This is a genomic window from Pseudomonas sp. B414 (assembly GCF_055408445.1).
This window is the reverse complement of record NZ_JBUZTQ010000038.1, coordinates 17,903-33,773: the sequence shown is the minus strand read 5'-3', so window position 1 is coordinate 33,773 and position 15,871 is coordinate 17,903. Positions and strand designations below refer to the sequence as shown.

Annotated in this window: 18 protein-coding genes and 1 tRNA gene; 14 read left to right on the top strand and 5 right to left on the bottom strand. The window is 57.2% G+C overall.

Features of this window, described 5'->3' with window-relative positions; all coding sequences use genetic code 11:
• Positions 1-35: 35 nt before the first annotated feature.
• Entirely contained in the window at positions 36-923 is an 888-nt protein-coding gene (locus ACZRMH_RS22230; protein ID WP_464015311.1) for an SDR family oxidoreductase, read from the bottom strand.
• A gap of 118 nt (positions 924-1,041) precedes the next feature.
• Here ACZRMH_RS22230 and ACZRMH_RS22225 point away from each other — a divergent pair, with 118 nt between their 5' ends.
• Positions 1,042-1,959, top strand: coding sequence for a LysR family transcriptional regulator (locus tag ACZRMH_RS22225; RefSeq protein ID WP_464015310.1), 918 nt, complete (start codon positions 1,042-1,044; stop codon positions 1,957-1,959).
• A gap of 117 nt (positions 1,960-2,076) precedes the next feature.
• On the opposite strand, the gene ACZRMH_RS22220 is transcribed toward ACZRMH_RS22225, so the two are convergent.
• Entirely contained in the window at positions 2,077-2,529 is a 453-nt protein-coding gene (locus ACZRMH_RS22220) for an Lrp/AsnC family transcriptional regulator (RefSeq protein ID WP_463997499.1), read from the bottom strand.
• 169 nt (positions 2,530-2,698) lie between these two features.
• On the opposite strand from ACZRMH_RS22220, the gene ACZRMH_RS22215 reads away from it, so the two are divergent.
• The 3 genes from ACZRMH_RS22215 (at position 2,699) to ACZRMH_RS22205 (ending at position 4,544) form a co-directional block, all read left to right on the top strand.
• Entirely contained in the window at positions 2,699-3,316 is a 618-nt protein-coding gene (locus ACZRMH_RS22215) for a LysE family translocator (RefSeq protein ID WP_464015309.1), read from the top strand.
• 29 nt (positions 3,317-3,345) lie between these two features.
• Complete coding sequence (locus tag ACZRMH_RS22210; RefSeq protein ID WP_464015308.1) at positions 3,346-3,906, top strand: DUF924 family protein; 561 nt, start codon at positions 3,346-3,348, stop codon at positions 3,904-3,906.
• A 254-nt stretch (positions 3,907-4,160) separates the two neighbouring features.
• On the top strand, positions 4,161-4,544 hold the full coding sequence (locus ACZRMH_RS22205) for a c-type cytochrome (protein WP_464015307.1): 384 nt from the start codon (positions 4,161-4,163) through the stop codon (positions 4,542-4,544).
• On the opposite strand, the gene ACZRMH_RS22200 is transcribed toward ACZRMH_RS22205, so the two are convergent.
• Entirely contained in the window at positions 4,545-4,874 is a 330-nt protein-coding gene (locus ACZRMH_RS22200) for a hypothetical protein (protein WP_464015306.1), read from the bottom strand. It abuts the gene before it with no gap.
• A 430-nt stretch (positions 4,875-5,304) separates the two neighbouring features.
• On the opposite strand from ACZRMH_RS22200, the gene ACZRMH_RS22195 reads away from it, so the two are divergent.
• Together ACZRMH_RS22195 and ACZRMH_RS22190 are read left to right on the top strand one after the other, a co-directional pair.
• The gene (locus ACZRMH_RS22195; RefSeq protein ID WP_464015305.1) at positions 5,305-6,354 is read left to right on the top strand and encodes a hypothetical protein; all 1,050 of its coding nucleotides are present in this window, start codon (positions 5,305-5,307) and stop codon (positions 6,352-6,354) included.
• A gap of 93 nt (positions 6,355-6,447) precedes the next feature.
• Complete coding sequence (locus ACZRMH_RS22190) at positions 6,448-6,609, top strand: hypothetical protein (RefSeq protein WP_464015304.1); 162 nt, start codon at positions 6,448-6,450, stop codon at positions 6,607-6,609.
• Positions 6,610-6,630: 21 nt separating this feature from the next.
• Here ACZRMH_RS22190 and ACZRMH_RS22185 read toward each other — a convergent pair.
• Positions 6,631-6,715: transfer RNA gene (locus ACZRMH_RS22185), tRNA-Leu, on the bottom strand.
• Between the two features lie 106 nt (positions 6,716-6,821).
• Between ACZRMH_RS22185 and queA the strand changes: the two genes are divergently transcribed.
• The 6 genes from queA to ACZRMH_RS22155 all read left to right on the top strand — a co-directional run bounded on the left by queA (position 6,822) and on the right by ACZRMH_RS22155 (position 12,899).
• Entirely contained in the window at positions 6,822-7,883 is a 1,062-nt protein-coding gene (gene queA / locus ACZRMH_RS22180) for a tRNA preQ1(34) S-adenosylmethionine ribosyltransferase-isomerase QueA (RefSeq protein WP_464015303.1), read from the top strand.
• 11 nt (positions 7,884-7,894) lie between these two features.
• Positions 7,895-9,010: a tRNA guanosine(34) transglycosylase Tgt gene (tgt, locus tag ACZRMH_RS22175; protein WP_095036058.1), complete on the top strand. Its 1,116-nt coding sequence runs from the start codon at positions 7,895-7,897 to the stop codon at positions 9,008-9,010.
• 42 nt (positions 9,011-9,052) lie between these two features.
• A complete protein-coding gene (gene yajC / locus ACZRMH_RS22170) occupies positions 9,053-9,391 on the top strand; it encodes a preprotein translocase subunit YajC (protein WP_003443398.1) in 339 nt (112 codons plus the stop codon).
• Positions 9,392-9,457: 66 nt separating this feature from the next.
• Positions 9,458-11,326: a protein translocase subunit SecD gene (gene secD / locus ACZRMH_RS22165; RefSeq protein ID WP_464015302.1), complete on the top strand. Its 1,869-nt coding sequence runs from the start codon at positions 9,458-9,460 to the stop codon at positions 11,324-11,326.
• 9 nt (positions 11,327-11,335) lie between these two features.
• Positions 11,336-12,250 carry a protein translocase subunit SecF gene (gene secF / locus ACZRMH_RS22160; protein ID WP_464015301.1) on the top strand — a complete coding sequence of 305 codons (915 nt, stop codon included), beginning with the start codon at positions 11,336-11,338 and terminating at the stop codon, positions 12,248-12,250.
• A gap of 121 nt (positions 12,251-12,371) precedes the next feature.
• Positions 12,372-12,899 carry a glycine zipper 2TM domain-containing protein gene (locus ACZRMH_RS22155; RefSeq protein ID WP_464015300.1) on the top strand — a complete coding sequence of 176 codons (528 nt, stop codon included), beginning with the start codon at positions 12,372-12,374 and terminating at the stop codon, positions 12,897-12,899.
• Between the two features lie 180 nt (positions 12,900-13,079).
• On the opposite strand, the gene suhB is transcribed toward ACZRMH_RS22155, so the two are convergent.
• A complete protein-coding gene (gene suhB / locus ACZRMH_RS22150; RefSeq protein ID WP_026013996.1) occupies positions 13,080-13,895 on the bottom strand; it encodes a type III secretion system regulator SuhB in 816 nt (271 codons plus the stop codon).
• A gap of 144 nt (positions 13,896-14,039) precedes the next feature.
• Between suhB and trmJ the strand changes: the two genes are divergently transcribed.
• On the top strand, positions 14,040-14,810 hold the full coding sequence (gene trmJ, locus ACZRMH_RS22145; RefSeq protein ID WP_464015299.1) for a tRNA (cytosine(32)/uridine(32)-2'-O)-methyltransferase TrmJ: 771 nt from the start codon (positions 14,040-14,042) through the stop codon (positions 14,808-14,810).
• 2 nt (positions 14,811-14,812) lie between these two features.
• Positions 14,813-15,589, top strand: a complete 777-nt coding sequence (gene cysE, locus ACZRMH_RS22140) for a serine O-acetyltransferase (RefSeq protein ID WP_464015298.1) — start codon at positions 14,813-14,815, stop codon at positions 15,587-15,589.
• Positions 15,590-15,871 lie beyond the last annotated feature (282 nt).

Here is a 15,871-nt window from a genome sequence, read left to right as displayed (position 1 = left end):
TCGCAGCCTTCGGCAGCGACTACAGAGTTACCTCATCAATACGCAAAAGCGCTGCGGTGCTTTTGCACAAACTCCTCCCAGCGCACCGGCTGCCGCCCGGTGATTGCCTCGAAGTTATCGAATGTCTCCTCAACCCCGGGGATCTGACGCGCTGCCATGCGGGTGAAGTTGTCATGTACGCAGTTCATGTAGGCCATTTCGGCACCTGCTGCGCGCATGTTCTTCAGAAATACGTCGGGTGACTGTGCGTCGTAACGAAATGGCTGGCCAAGCAATCGAGTCATGATCGCAGCGATATCGCCATAGGACTGCACGTCGTAGCCCAGCCGATACGTCTGGCCTGTATGTTTTTCCGGGTGCAACAACGCTTGCGCGGCAACCCGCGCCACATCTTCGCCATCTACCCAGCTGAACCGCGCATCGCCGGTGTATTGCTCGATAACCCCGGCTTTCACGGCCTGGGTGCCATCGTAGCTGAGCAGGTTTTGCATAAAGCACTCGGGGCGCAAATGGGTAAACGACAAACCGCTCCACTCGATATAGCGCTCCACCAACTGGTGCCAGGCCCAGTGGCCGATGGTGGTGTCGTCACGCCCGCAAGCGCCCAGATGCACCATATGCTGCACTCCGGCCAGTTTCGCCTGATCGATAAAGGCCTTGCTCTGGCGCAGCATATGCACGGTGTAGCCGGTGACCAGCAAAGCACGGTCGATGCCCTGCAGCGCTGGCGCCAGGGTTTCTTCCTTGTCGAAATCCAGCATCACCGTACGAATGCCCTGAGCCTCGAAAGGCTGCGCTTTGGCGCGGGAACGTACCGCCGCGACCAGCGTAATGCTGTCGTCGGCCAGCAGGTTGCGCAGGGTGTCGCCGCCGATCTGGCCGGTGGCGCCAGTGATTAGAACAGTAGGTTTATGCGAAGTCATAAATACGCCTGATGCTTGGGTAAGGTCATTGCGCAAAAGCTTACTGGGGAACTGCGAGCGTATTTGCGATACCTTTTACTCAATCAGATGAACCAGATTCACTAATGAGAACCGGCCCATGTTTGCTTCCGAGCGCCTGAAAGGTATCGATGTATTTGTCTGTGTTGCCGACTCGGGCAGCTTCAAGGCGGCAGCCGAGCGCATGAACCTGACGGCTTCGGCGATCAGCAAGGGCATTGCCCGGCTGGAAAACAGACTGGGGGTGCGTTTGTTTCAGCGCACTACGCGGCGCTTGGCATTGACCGATGCCGGGGCCTCTTTCTACCGAACTTGCACCGCAGTGTTGGCCGAGCTGGAAGAGGCCGAGCAGGCCATGCAGGCCGACAATACCGAGCCACAGGGCCGGATTCGCATTGACTTGCCAGCGGCTTTCGGACGTTTGCAGGCGTTGGCGGTGGTGCTGCAGTTTGTGCAGAAACACGCGCTGTTGCTGCCGCATATTTCGTTCTCCGACCGCTTTATCGACCCGGTCGAAGAGGGGGTGGACATTGTCGTGCGGGTCGGTGGGCCGGATATCTGGCCTGCGGCGCTGGAGCATCGTTTTCTCGGGCGTGAGCGGCATGTGTTCTGTGCTGCGCCGGCCTATCTGAGCATTCACGGTACGCCTGTGACCGACCGTGATCTGGACCATCACCAGTGTGTGGCCTATGGCCGTGCTGACGGTACGGTCAGCCCCTGGAACTTTGCGGGCAGCCGCCCGGGTGAGATCGAGCGCCGGGTGATGCCCGCCAGGTACATCGTCGGGGATGGCGAAGGGCAGGTGATGACAGTGTTGGCGGGATGCGGCATTGCCCAGTTGCCCACCTGGCTGATCAAGCAGCATCTGGCCGATGGTTCACTGGTCCAGGTGCTGCCGCATCTGGCCAGCGAAGGGCTGGCGATCAATCTGGTATGGCTGAAAAGCCGCAAGGCCTTGCCCAAGGTCAGCGCCTTGCTCGATGCCCTGACAGCAGGGTTGATCCCTTTGGCGTCGTAATCGGTAGAACAACTTCTATGGGAGCGGCCTGCTCGCGATGGTATCGACGCGCTAAGCCAGTTAAACCGCGTCGCCTGCATCGCGAGCAAGCCCGCTCCCACAAGTACAGGGCCGTGCCTACAACGGCAGCATCCTGTCCTGAATAACCCGCTTCATCACTAGTGTGGAGGTCAGGCGTTGCACGTTGGGCAGTGAGGTCAGGCGCTCATCGTAAAGCTGCTGAAATGCCGGCAGGTCGGCGGCCACCACATGCAGCAGATAGTCCGGATCACCAAACAGCCTTTGTGCATCGACAATTTGCGCGGTTTCGATCACTGCCGCTTCAAAGTCTGCGATGGCCTGGCGGGTCACTTCACGCAGAGTGACAAACACCATGGCAGAAAAATTCAGCCCCAGCTCACTGGGTGCCAGCAGGGCGCGGTAGCCCAGAATCACGCCGGACTCTTCCAGCGCCCGCACACGCCGGTGACAGGGCGACAGGCTAAGACCGACCCGTTCTGCCAGCTCAGTGACCGAAAGTCGGCCATCGGCTTGAAGCTGCGCAAGAATATTTCTGTCGATGCGATCCATATAGAAGAACCTTCCCCGGTTATGGCTATTGGTTGGGATAAACGAAAGATAATCCTACCAGTATTTGCTTATTCTTCTTTTGCCATGTGACGCTTTTCACGGCCACAGAGGCAGGGGCTTATGGCCCTTCAAAAACCATCGAGGTTCCAGCGAAAAAGGTAGGTTTCCTTTGACTCTCAGCGTCTTGGCCGCTTTTTGGGCGGTGTCTTTCTTGTTTATCATCACACCCGGTGCCGACTGGGCTTACGCGATATCTGCAGGCATGCGCGGGCGCTTGGTCACGCCTGCAGTGGCGGGCATGCTTAGCGGCCATTTGCTGGCCACGCTGATTGTGGCCGCGGGTGTGGGCGGGCTGGTGGCGCGTAATCCGATGATCCTCAGCGTGCTGACCGTTGCCGGGGCGATGTATTTGCTCTGGCTGGGTGTGTGCATGCTCAGGGATCCCGCAACGCCTCAGTCGGCGCAGGGGCAGGCGTCTGATTCATGGTCGCGCTGGGCGTGGAAGGGGTTGTGTGTCAGCGGCCTGAATCCCAAGGTATTGCTGTTGTTTCTGGCGCTCTTGCCGCAATTCACCGACCCGTTGTCGAACTGGTCGATACCGGCACAGATCATTGCCCTGGGCGGGCTGCATGCGGTCAGTTGCGCGCTGGTGTATCTGGCGGTCGGCTTCAGTGCCCACGCTGTCTTGCGCACCCGGCCAGCCGCGGCAAAAAACGTCAGCCGGCTATCGGGGGCAATCATGGTCCTGATTGCTGTGGTGTTGCTGGCGGAGCAGGCCTACAGTTGAGTCTTGGCCAAAGACCCGAGGATGAAACTGTGGCAACGACAGACAAGGATCAGCAGACAACACCGCAAGCGGTAGTCGAGTTCTGGAAACAGGCCGGGCCCAAGCATTGGTTCGCCAAGGATGAAGCCTTCGACACCTTGTTTCGTGAGACTTTCTACGTGACCCATTTCCAGGCCGCCAGCCGCAAGCTGGAGCACTGGCTGGAGCAGCCGGAAGGCGCCCTGGCGTTGCTGTTGCTATTGGATCAGTACCCGCGCAATGCCTTTCGTGGCACCGCACATATGTTTGCCACCGATCCGCTGGCACGTTTCTATGCCCGGCGGATAATCGATGGCGGCATGGATCAGACCCTCGAAGCCGACTTGCGCCTGTTCTGTTATTTGCCCTTCGAGCATTCGGAAGATAGCGACGACCAGCTACTGTCGTTGCAGCTGCACCACAGCCTGGGCCCGAAAGCCTCCGTCTGGGCAGAAGAACACGCCGAGATCATCCACAGGTTTGGGCGCTTTCCCCATCGCAATGAAGTCCTGGGGCGCGAGACTACTGTGCAGGAGCGCCAGTTTCTGGATGAGGGGGGATTTGCCGGTTAGCCTCCCACACCCTCAGGACCCTGCAGGACATATTGTGGGAGCGGGCTTGCTCGCGATGGCATCACCTCGGTTAGCCTGACAGACCACGCCGTCTGCATCGCCGGCAAGCCAGCTCCCACAGGTTTTGCATCGCCCACAAAATCTGATGCCAGCAATGTAATCATCCGCAGCAATGACCACCAGCAGGGTACAACCGCAGCCAGGCAGGCATAATTGCCGCCGAACCTGAACACCCTCACCTGATGGAGTTGCCGATGAAGTACCCAGCCTTGTTGACCCTGAGCCTTTGTGCCGCGTTTTTGAGTACCGGTGCGATAGCCGCGGGGGATGCTGAAGCGGGGGGTAAGCTGTTCACTAAAACCTGTGGCGGCTGTCACAGCATCGGCCTCAACGCGCGCAATGGCTTTGGCCCGCAGCTCAACGGCATCATCGGGCGCCAGGCGGGTACCGGTGAGGGCTACCTGTACTCCGATGCCATGAAGAATTCAGGCGTGGTGTGGACGCCGGAGAAACTGGCAGCCTATATCGAAGCCCCGAAAAAAGTGGTGAGCGGTACGCGGATGATCTTCTGGGGCATCAGCGACCCCGAGAAAATCGTCAACCTGCTGGCCTACATTGAGTCAGTGCAGGGGCAGTGATCACTGCACGGCCTTGAGGTAGTCCTTGAGGGTCAGCAGCGCAGGGTGCATTTGCTCCAGGGTCTGGGCATTGCGCACATCGCCGGAGAGCTTTTGCAGCTCGCGGCCCATAGGGCTCTGCTCACCGCCCAAAGCATCCAGCGCCAGCCCCAGGCAGGTGTCGACTTTCAACTGGATGGTGTCGATATCGGCGTTACGCAGCTCAAAGGCAAACACATCGCGCTGATAGTCGCCCATGACCGGGTCGTCGCGCAAAATCGGGCTGCCACCGTCGCTCTCATAGACCAGCTTGAGAGAGAAGAGGGCGACTGCCTCCAGCGTCAATTCCATGGTCCGGGTCCTTGCTTGGATTCTGCTGTGTACAGGGAGGGGGTAATGGGGGCGAGATTGTACAGTCAGGGCTGCAGCAGGGAAACAGGATGTTCCCCGCAGGCAATGAATACTGAGTTGACGCTGCACAAGTGACGAACAGTTCTAAGCAAGGGGCTTTGCCGGCAGTTACATTACAAGCTGTAATAAGAATGACAGAGAGCGATAAACGGCAATAAGTAGTCAGTGTCATTCAAATCAATAAAAAGCCATGATTTTTTGTATCTTTATAATCTTTTTGAGTGTGTGCTGCTGTTATTTTTAACAGTTTTTTAGTGATGGCTGGTCGTTCGGAGCACCAAGCCTTTACCGGGCTGGCCAGGGGAGGCGGGAAAACGCTGCTAAAATTAATTACATGAATACGATAACAACAAGCACCACGGAATAAAAAATGACAAGCCCGGTTATTATGCTTGAAGAGCAATCAGGGGATGTGCATTCAAGTCAAGTTGCATACAAGCTCACTGTGCATAATACGGCTGTTGATCCTATATTGATTTTAGGCTTGAAAGCGCATGTGCCTCAGGGGGCTCAGTTATTGGAGATCAGTGATAATGAATCAGCGAACTGTTTTTCCAAACGGGCCGAATTGATAGAAGGGTTGAATGATTTGTTGAATGATTTTTTGTGGTTGGAACTTGAGGCGTTCAGGGAGGGTTATATTGCTGCGCAGGTTAAAACCTATCGATCAATTTTCAAGTTTAAAGGGATGCTCAAAGCGTACATGTACTTGGTCATTCGCAGGGATGTTTTTGAAAAACAATTAAACCGGCGAATTATCAGCTTTCGCTATGACATTACCTCGGGGGAGGACGCCCGTCGTGCCTATGCGACCTGGCTGGATGCCAGCGTGCCCATTACATCTGGCTCTCGCCATGACCAACAGGGCATCAGGGTATTGTTTAAGGCGAAACTGGCGCAGCTGGAAGAAGTTGAAACCAGGCTTCAGGAAAACATGAAAGATGGCTCGAGCTTCACTTCCATCGATCCAGAAGACTCTTTTTCTGCGACCTATATATTAAAATTCGAGAGGGCGCTGCTGGAGCCAAGAAAGTACCAGGTCGGGTTCAACATCCGCTACAAAGTCGCGGGTGTCGGGGCCCTGAAATCCACCTCGGTAACAACCAACATACAAATCACCCCCTCGCCATTGAGCTTGTCTGCCGTTGCTATTTTGGCGGCGTTACTGGGCGCCATGTTGCGCGGTTCACTGGAGGGGGACGCTGACAAATTTGCTGAAATAATCCAGTCAGCAACCTCGGGGCAGATCATCATCGGTCCGATTGTTGCGCTGGTGTTTTTCAATATCTACGAACACACCTCACTGGGCAGGCAGTTCAACTTCTCCATCAGTTGGCGCAGCGCATTATTTGTCGGTGCGCTGTGCGGGCTGGCACAGCACCGGGTGATTGAAGCATTGACGGCCCTGATCGGGGGATAAAACGGGGCAGGTTATTCGTCAACTTTCGTCTGCTGTTCGCGTCTGGTCTTCTAAGCTCTACTGCCGGGAATTGCGAGAATTTCAGGAGCAGGCATGAGCACTCATACCCTCAACCTTCACCGTATCCTCAAGGCCGCACCCGAGCGCGTCTACCGTGCGTTTACTGGTGAAGGTGCAAATACCGTGACGAGGTTGATTTGCAGGCACAAAAAAACCGGCGCGGTGGCCGGTTTGTTTGTGTTCAAGGTGCATTGAGCGGCACCTTGAATCTATGTTTGGTGCCCCGAGGGAGAATCGAACTCCCACTTCTTTCGAAAACGGATTTTGAATCCGCCGCGTCTACCAATTCCGCCATCAGGGCTCAATGGCGGCGAAGTATAGAGATGAGGTTTAGGTCGGTCAACAACTTATTGGTCTATTTTTGCCAAGTCCGTTAAACTCCCCGGCCCTGCTAGACGAAACCTATCATGCGCGTTGCTGACTTTACTTTCGAGCTCCCTGATTCACTCATCGCACGCCATCCTTTGGCGGAGCGCCGCAACAGTCGCCTGCTGACCCTGGACGGGGAGAGCGGCGTACTGGCACATCGTCAATTTACTGATTTGCTTGAACATTTGCGTCCAGGCGATTTGATGGTGTTTAACAATACCCGGGTGATTCCAGCCCGTCTGTTCGGCCAGAAGGCCTCGGGCGGCAAGCTGGAAATTCTGGTTGAGCGGGTGCTCGACAGTCATCGGGTGCTGGCCCATGTGCGCTCCAGCAAGTCGCCAAAACCAGGGTCGAAAATCCTTATTGATGGCGGCGGCGAAGCCGAGATGCTGGCCCGCCACGATGCCTTGTTCGAGCTGGCCTTTGCTGAAGAAGTTCTGCCGCTGCTGGACCGCGTCGGTCATATGCCGTTGCCGCCTTATATCGATCGCCCGGACGAAGGTTCGGACCGCGAGCGCTATCAGACTGTGTACGCACAGCGTCTGGGCGCCGTGGCAGCGCCAACCGCCGGGCTGCATTTTGATGAGCCGCTGATGCAGGCCATTGCCGCCAAGGGTGTTGAAACGACCTTTGTCACCCTGCACGTGGGCGCGGGTACGTTCCAGCCGGTGCGGGTTGAGCGTCTTGAAGATCACCATATGCACACCGAATGGCTGGAAGTCGGCCAGGATGTGGTCGACGCCGTGGCTGCCTGCCGCGAGCGTGGCGGGCGAGTGATTGCCGTGGGTACCACCAGCGTGCGCTCGCTGGAAAGTGCAGCCCGCGATGGTGTGCTCAAGCCGTTCAGTGGTGACACCGATATCTTTATCTTCCCGGGTCGGCCGTTTCATGTGGTCGATGCCCTGGTGACCAATTTCCATCTGCCGGAATCCACGCTGTTGATGCTGGTTTCGGCGTTCGCCGGTTACCCCGAAACCATGGCGGCCTACAAGGCTGCGGTTGAGCATGGGTACCGCTTCTTTAGTTACGGTGATGCAATGTTTATCACCCGCAATCCTGCGCCGACGGCTCCTGCCCCGGCCCCAGAGGATCAAGCATGAGCAACTGTCGTATGTCTTTCGAGCTGCTTGCCACTGATGGCAAGGCTCGTCGCGGTCGTCTGACCTTCCCCCGTGGCGTGGTTGAAACCCCGGCGTTCATGCCGGTCGGTACCTACGGTACGGTCAAGGGCATGTTGCCGCGCGATATCGTCGATACCGGCGCGCAGATGATTCTGGGCAACACTTTCCACCTGTGGCTGCGCCCGGGCACCGAAGTGATCAAGAAGCACGGTGATCTGCACGACTTCATGAAGTGGCAAGGTCCGATCCTGACCGACTCCGGTGGTTTCCAGGTGTTCAGCCTGGGCGCCATGCGCAAGATCAAGGAGGAGGGCGTGACCTTCGCCTCGCCGGTCGACGGCGCCAAGGTGTTCATGGGCCCGGAAGAGTCGATGCAGGTTCAGCGTGACCTGGGCTCTGACGTGGTGATGATTTTTGACGAGTGCACCCCGTACCCGGCCGATGAAGACACGGCCCGTGTCTCCATGGAGCTGTCGTTGCGCTGGGCGCAGCGCTCCAAGAATGCCCATGGTGACAACACCGCGGCATTGTTCGGCATCGTTCAGGGCGGCATGCACCAGAATCTGCGTGAGCGCTCCCTCGAAGGTCTGAACAAGATCGGCTTCGACGGCCTGGCCATCGGCGGTTTGTCGGTCGGCGAGCCCAAGCACGAAATGATCAAGGTGCTCGATTACCTGCCAGCGATGATGCCTGCTGACAAACCTCGTTACCTTATGGGGGTTGGCAAGCCGGAAGATCTCGTTGAGGGTGTGCGCCGCGGTGTGGACATGTTCGATTGCGTGATGCCAACCCGCAACGCCCGCAACGGGCATCTGTTTATCGACACTGGTGTAATCAAGATCCGCAATGCGTTCCATCGCCATGATGATTCGCCGCTGGATCCGACCTGCGACTGCTACACCTGTCAGAACTTCTCCCGCGCTTATCTGCATCATCTGGACAAGTGCGGCGAAATGCTGGGGAGCATGCTCAATACCATCCATAATTTGCGCCACTATCAGGTGCTCATGGCTGGTTTGCGCGAGGCTATTCAACAGGGTACATTGGCCACCTTTGTCGACGCCTTCTACGCCAAGCGCGGGCTTCCCGTGCCGCCTTTGGACTGAGTTTCGGACCTTTAAGAAACAACATTGCAACTGGAGTGCTTAATGAGCTTTTTCATCTCTTCCGCTTTCGCGGACGCTGCTGCACCTGCCGCTGCTGGCCCTATGGGCGGCGGTTTTGAATGGATTTTCCTGGTCGGCTTCCTGGTCATCTTCTACCTGATGATCTGGCGTCCACAGGCCAAGCGCGCCAAAGAGCAGAAAGCCCTGTTGGGTAACCTGCAAAAAGGCGACGAGATCGTGACCACCGGTGGTATCGCCGGCAAAATCGTCAAGGTTTCCGACGCTTTTGTAGTGATCGAAGTGTCTGACACTGTCGAGCTGAAAATTCAGAAGGGCTCGGTTGCAGCCACGCTGCCTAAAGGCACACTGAAAGCGATCTAAGCTTCAACTTTCAACAATCGACGGGGCGCGCAAGGCGCCCCGCGTTTTAAGCGGGCGGCGTGATTGATGCTGAACAAATACCCTCTGTGGAAATACATACTGATCCTGGCAGTGCTGGCGATCGGTTTTATTTATTCCGCTCCCAATCTGTACCCTGATGATCCGGCCATTCAAGTGTCGGGTGCGAGCACGGCCCTGCAGGTCACTCAAGCTGATCTGGATCGCGCAAGCAAGGCGCTCACGGATGCAGGCATTGCTGTAAAAGGCGCCTCCCTGGCCCAGAACGGCAAAGGTGGTTTGCTGCGTCTGGTCAAGAAAGACGACCAGCTGCCGGCCAAGGATGTCGTACGCAAGGCGTTGGGCGACGACTATGTCGTAGCGCTCAACCTGGCACAGACCACGCCGCAATGGCTGCGTAGTCTGGGTGCTCACCCGATGAAACTGGGTCTGGACTTGTCGGGCGGTGTGCACTTCCTGCTGGAAGTGGACATGGACAAAGCTGTCGATGCACGTATGAAAGTGTACGAGAGCGATGTCAAAAGCCTGCTGCGCAAAGAGAAAGTGCGTTATCGCAGCCTGCCGCAACTCAATGGTGCCATTCAGTTGGGCTTCACTGATGAAGCAGCCCGTGAGCAAGCGCGTAGCCTGATCCGCAAGAGCTTCAATGACTTTGACATTACCGCTGCAGACCTGAACGGTCAGCCGGTTCTGCGTCTGGCGATGACCCCGGCCAAGCTGGCGGAAATCCGTGAATATTCCATCAAGCAAAACCTGACAACCGTCCGTAACCGGGTTAACGAGTTGGGTGTTGCCGAGCCTCTGGTTCAGCGTCAGGGTGCCAACCGCATCGTGGTTGAGCTGCCAGGCGTACAAGACACCGCCGAAGCCAAGCGTATCCTGGGCAAGACGGCCAACCTTGAGTTCCGTCTGGCCGCCGAGCCGGGCGCTTCCAAAGCCACTTCCGAAACCTTCGAGTTCCGTGAAGGCAACCGTCCAACGGCCCAGATCGAGCGTGGCCTGATCATCACTGGTGACCAGGTAACTGACGCCCAGGCAGGCTTTGACGAGCACGGCCGTCCACAGGTGAACATCAAGCTTGATGGTCACGGTGGCGAGCTGATGAGTCGTTCGACCCGCAGCAACGTTGGCCGCAGCATGGCGGTAATCTTCATCGAGCAGAAGCCGGTGACGACTTACGTCAAGAAAGTGGTTGATGGTGTCGAGAAGGACGTGCCAGTCCAGGCGTTCAAGGAAGAGAAAAAGATCATCAGCCTGGCGACCATCCAGTCGCCGCTGGGCAGCCAGTTCCGGATTACCGGTCTGAATGGCCAGGGTGAAGCTTCCGAACTGGCCCTGCTGTTGCGTGCCGGTGGTCTGGCCGCGCCTATGTACTTCGCTGAAGAGCGCACCATTGGCCCGAGCCTGGGTGCTGACAACATCACCAAGGGTATTGATGCATCGCTGTGGGGCATGCTGTTTGTGTCGATCTTTATCATCGCCATCTACCGTTTCTTCGGTGTGATCGCGACGGTGGCACTGGCGGGCAACATGGTCTTGCTGCTGGCGCTGATGTCGGTGCTGGGTGCAACCCTGACCCTGCCGGGTATTGCCGGTATCGTGTTGACGATGGGTATGGCAGTCGATGCCAACGTACTGATCTTCTCCCGTATTCGTGAAGAGATTGCCAATGGCATGACTCCGCAGCGGGCGATCAACGAAGGTTTCAATCGTGCGTTCACGGCCATTGTCGACTCCAACCTGACAACCCTGCTGGTCGGCGGGATCCTGTTCGCCATGGGTACCGGGCCGGTCAAAGGCTTCGCGGTGACCATGTCGCTCGGTATCTTTACCTCGATGTTCACGGCCATTATGGTCACCCGCGCACTGGTTAACCTGGTGTATGGCGGTCGGGACTTCAAGAAGTTGTGGATTTAAGGGGCTGCCATGTTACGTACAATCAACTTCATGGGCGTTCGCAACGTAGCGTTCGGCGTCACTGTACTGCTTACTGTGCTGGCCTTGTTCAGCATGTTCCACAAGGGCATGAACTACGGCCTGGACTTCACCGGCGGTACGCTTATCGAGCTGACCTACGAGAAGCCGGCTGACCTGACCAAGGTGCGTAACGAGCTGGTTACGGCCGGCTTCCACGATGCCGTGGTGCAGAGCTTCGGTGCGACCACCGATCTGCTGGTGCGCATGCCGGGTGATGATCCGCTGCTGGGCAACAAGGTAGCGGCTGCGCTGGGCCAGGCAGATACCGACAACCCGGCCGTGATCAAGCGCGTCGAGTTCGTGGGCCCGCAGGTAGGTGAAGAGTTGCGCGACCAGGGCGGCCTCGGCATGCTGATGGCGCTGGGCGGCATCATGCTTTACCTGGCTTTCCGCTTTCAGTGGAAGTTTGCGGTGGGCGCGATCGTGTCCCTGGTTCACGACGTGATCGTGACCATGGGTATCCTGTCCTGGTTCCAGATCACCTTCGACCTGACGGTATTGGCGGCGGTACTGGCGATCATTGGTTACTCGCTCAACGACACCATCGTGGTATTTGACCGGGTTCGCGAGAACTTCCGCGTGCTGCGCAAGGCCAGTCTGATCGACAATATCAACATCTCGACCACGCAAACCCTGCTGCGCACTATGGCGACCTCGATCTCCACCTTGCTGGCGATCGCGGCGCTGCTGATCTTCGGCGGCGATAACCTGTGGGGCTTCTCGATCGCACTGTTCGTGGGTGTATTGGCGGGTACCTACTCGTCGATCTACATCGCCAACGTGGTGCTGATCTGGCTGAACCTCAGCGCAGAGGATTTGATCCCGCCTGCGGCGAGCGAGAAGGAAATTGATGATCGTCCATAACCAATAGTTATCGACGACTGTCACCTAAAAGGCGCGAGTATTGAACTCGCGCCTTTTTTTGTGCTCCAAGGTCATAGATTGATGTGGGACTGTTCCCACTTGTGATGGTCTGGAGGTTCACGTGAACAAGTCTTTGCTGGTAGGTGCTGTACTGGGTGCTGTCGGTGTTACCGCCGGTGGTGCTTTTGCCACTTACAGCTTGGTTAAAGGCCCTGAGTCTGCGCAGGTGCTGGCGGTTACGCCGGTTAACCAGCAGGTCAAAACGCCGCGTGAGGTGTGCAAGGATGTGACTGTGACGCGCCAGGCGCCGGTCAAGGATCAGCATCAGATTGTCGGCAGCGTGATTGGTGCAGTGGCCGGTGGTTTGCTGGGCAATCAGGTTGGCGGCGGTACGGGCAAGAAGATTGCCACGGTAGCGGGTGCGGTCGGTGGCGGTTATGCCGGCAACAAGGTGCAGGAAGGCATGCAGGAGCGTGATACCTACACCACCACCCAAACGCGCTGTAATACAGTCAATGACATCAGCAGCAAGGTAGTTGGCTATGACGTGCGTTATTCGCTCAATGGCAAGGAAGGCAAGGTGCGGATGGATCACGAGCCGGGCAATGAAATTGCCGTGGACAAGCAGGGCAAGCTGATTCTGAATTAAGTCGCAATCTGCTTTTTTGTGTGGGGGCGGGCTTGTTCGCGATAGCGTCGCCGCGATTTGCCTGACAGACCGCGTTGGTTGTATCGCGAGCAAGCTCGCTCCCACATTAATGATCTCAAAAGTAAATTCAGGCCAAAAAAAAGCACCCCTAAAGGTGCTTTTTTTGTCTGCGGGGTTCGCTTAGCGTTTCAGCGAAGCCGGCAGGTGCGGCTGGATTGCAGTCAGTACAGCTTTGAAGCACTTGGTGTTACCGGCAACGATATGGCCTTTTTCAAGGAAATCGTGGCTACCGGTAAAGTCGCTGACCAGGCCGCCTGCTTCTTGAATCAGCAGCGCGCCTGCAGCCATGTCCCACTCGGACAGGCCCGACTCCCAGAATGCATCAAAACGGCCGGCGGCAACGTAGGCCAGGTCCAGGCTTGCAGCGCCAGCACGACGAATGCCAGCAGTCTGGCCAACCAGGCTACGGAACATGCCCAGGTAGTTGTCCAGGTTATCCATTTGGTTGTCACGGAACGGGAAGCCGGTACCCAGCAGGGCGCCTTCGAGGCTGGTGCGACCGCTGACGCGCAGGCGACGACCGTTCAGTTGGGCGCCACGGCCACGGCTGGCGGTGAACTCTTCCTGGCGAACCGGGTCGAGAACCACTGCGTGCTCAAGGCGACCGCGGTATTTGCAGGCGATGCTGACGGCGAAGTGTGGAACGCCGCGCAGGAAGTTGGTGGTGCCATCCAGTGGGTCGATGATCCACAGGTAGTCTTCACCTTCACCGCTGCCTGGGTGCATACCGGTTTCTTCACCGAGGATGCCGTGCGTCGGGTAAGCCTTGCGCAGGGCGTCGATGATTTTCTGTTCAGCAGCACGATCGACTTCAGAGACGTAATCCTTGGCGTCTTTTTCGTCAACCTTGATGGTATCCAGGCGCTCGATGGAGCGGAAAATCAATTCACTGGCGCTGCGGGCGGCGCGCAGCGCGATATTCAGCATGGGCTGCATGGACGTTTCACCTAAGGTTGTTAAAGAAAGCCGAATATTCTATCAGAAAACTTTGGCAGATGAAGGTTTGCGTTAGCTTTCGTAGCTTATGACGTTTTGCTTAGGTAAGATTTGCTCCCTTTTGCTGGTCTGTGAGCGCTTCCTTTGCTGCCTAATATTCGTGTCGTTCTGGTCAATACCAGCCATCCCGGGAACATCGGCGGTGCTGCGCGTGCCATGAAGAACATGGGGTTGTCGCGGCTGGTTCTGGTTGAGCCCAGGGTGTTTCCCCACCATGAAGCCGATGCGCGCGCCTCAGGCGCTGGCGACATTCTTGAAAATGCACAGGTTGTCGCGACCCTCGAAGATGCTCTGGTGGGTTGCAACCTGGTGCTGGGCACCAGTGCTCGCGACCGCCGTATCCCCTGGCCGCTGCTGGACCCGCGTGAATGCGGGCAGAAAGTTATTGAAGAGGCGGCGCAGGGTGCTGAAATCGCCTTGGTGTTTGGTCGTGAAGACTCCGGCCTGACCAATGACGAGTTGCAGCGCTGTCATTTTCATGTGCATATCCCGTCCGACCCCGAGTTCAGCTCCCTTAACCTGGGTGCGGCTGTGCAAGTACTCAGTTATGAGATTCGCATGGCCTGGCTGGCGGCTCAGGGGCAGCCAAGCAAGATCGAAAAAGATGAAGTGGCGTCGACCAAGAGCGGCGAGCTGGCGACCATGGATGAGCTGGAGCGCTTTTACGAGCATCTGGAGCAGACGCTGGTGGCGATCGAGTTTCTTGATCCGGAAAAGCCGCGTCACCTGATGGCCCGTCTGCGTCGTCTCTACGGTCGCAGCTCCGTGAGCCGTGCCGAGATGAATATTTTGCGTGGCATTCTCACTGAAACCCAAAAAGCAGCCCGTGGCGAGCTGCTCAAGCGCAAGGATTAATGATGTTCGAGCGTCTGCGTGAAGATATCCAAAGTGTGTTCCATCGTGACCCTGCTGCGCGCAATGCTTTCGAAGTGATGACGTGTTATCCGGGCATGCATGCGATCTGGATTCATCGCTTGTCGGCGCTGCTGTGGCATGCCGGCTGGAAATGGCTGGCGCGTCTGGTATCGAACTTCGGGCGCTGGTTGACCGGGATTGAAATACATCCGGGAGCCAAGGTCGGGCGCCGATTCTTTATCGATCACGGCATGGGTATCGTGATTGGCGAGACCGCTGAAATCGGTGATGACGTGACCCTTTATCAGGGTGTGACGCTCGGCGGTACCAGCTGGAACAAGGGCAAGCGCCACCCGACCCTGGAAAATGGTGTTGTGGTGGGGGCGGGCGCCAAGGTGTTGGGTCCGTTCACTGTTGGAGCCGGGGCCAAGGTCGGTTCCAATGCGGTGGTGACCAAGGCGGTACCGCCGGGTGCGACTGTGGTGGGTATTCCGGGGCGCATTATTGTCAAAAGTGATGATGAGGCCGAGGCCAAGCGCAAGGCGATGGCCGAGAAGATCGGTTTTGATGCCTATGGCGTCAGCGAAGATATGCCCGACCCGGTTGCCCGGGCCATTGCCCAGTTGCTGGATCACTTGCAAGCGGTCGACGGCAAGCTGGACGGCATGTGCGGTGCGCTCAAGGATTTGGGTAGCCCTTACTGTGCGAAAGACCTGCCCGAACTGCGCGAAGAAGACTTCGCCTGCGTAAAGGACAAGGACGAAAGCAAGGCAGTGTGAGGGTCGTGGCCTGAGAGGTCTGTGGGAGCGGGCTTGCTCGCGATGGCATCGACGCGGTATTTCAGGTAAACCGCGTCGATGCCATCGCGAGCAAGCCCGCTCCCGCATGGGTTCCTGCATTGATTGTGCAGGGTCGCTCCATCTGCTTCATGTGCCATTACGCCGCAGACCCTGCTACAATACGCGCGCTGTTTTGCGGGTAATCCCGACTAAAGTACTAGGTCTAATAGTTGACTTAATTAGTCGGGTATAACATACTCGCCCTCATTCCGAATTCCGTGG

Coding starts and splice junctions, on each gene's coding strand:
- ACZRMH_RS22230 (WP_464015311.1), bottom strand. CDS start 923: ATGACTTCGCATAAACCTACTGTTCTAATCACTGGCGCCACCGGCCAG.
- ACZRMH_RS22225 (WP_464015310.1), top strand. CDS start 1,042: ATGTTTGCTTCCGAGCGCCTGAAAGGTATCGATGTATTTGTCTGTGTT.
- ACZRMH_RS22220 (WP_463997499.1), bottom strand. CDS start 2,529: ATGGATCGCATCGACAGAAATATTCTTGCGCAGCTTCAAGCCGATGGC.
- ACZRMH_RS22205 (WP_464015307.1), top strand. CDS start 4,161: ATGAAGTACCCAGCCTTGTTGACCCTGAGCCTTTGTGCCGCGTTTTTG.
- ACZRMH_RS22200 (WP_464015306.1), bottom strand. CDS start 4,874: ATGGAATTGACGCTGGAGGCAGTCGCCCTCTTCTCTCTCAAGCTGGTC.
- ACZRMH_RS22195 (WP_464015305.1), top strand. CDS start 5,305: ATGACAAGCCCGGTTATTATGCTTGAAGAGCAATCAGGGGATGTGCAT.
- ACZRMH_RS22190 (WP_464015304.1), top strand. CDS start 6,448: ATGAGCACTCATACCCTCAACCTTCACCGTATCCTCAAGGCCGCACCC.
- queA (WP_464015303.1), top strand. CDS start 6,822: ATGCGCGTTGCTGACTTTACTTTCGAGCTCCCTGATTCACTCATCGCA.
- tgt (WP_095036058.1), top strand. CDS start 7,895: ATGTCTTTCGAGCTGCTTGCCACTGATGGCAAGGCTCGTCGCGGTCGT.
- yajC (WP_003443398.1), top strand. CDS start 9,053: ATGAGCTTTTTCATCTCTTCCGCTTTCGCGGACGCTGCTGCACCTGCC.
- secD (WP_464015302.1), top strand. CDS start 9,458: ATGCTGAACAAATACCCTCTGTGGAAATACATACTGATCCTGGCAGTG.
- secF (WP_464015301.1), top strand. CDS start 11,336: ATGTTACGTACAATCAACTTCATGGGCGTTCGCAACGTAGCGTTCGGC.
- suhB (WP_026013996.1), bottom strand. CDS start 13,895: ATGCAGCCCATGCTGAATATCGCGCTGCGCGCCGCCCGCAGCGCCAGT.
- cysE (WP_464015298.1), top strand. CDS start 14,813: ATGTTCGAGCGTCTGCGTGAAGATATCCAAAGTGTGTTCCATCGTGAC.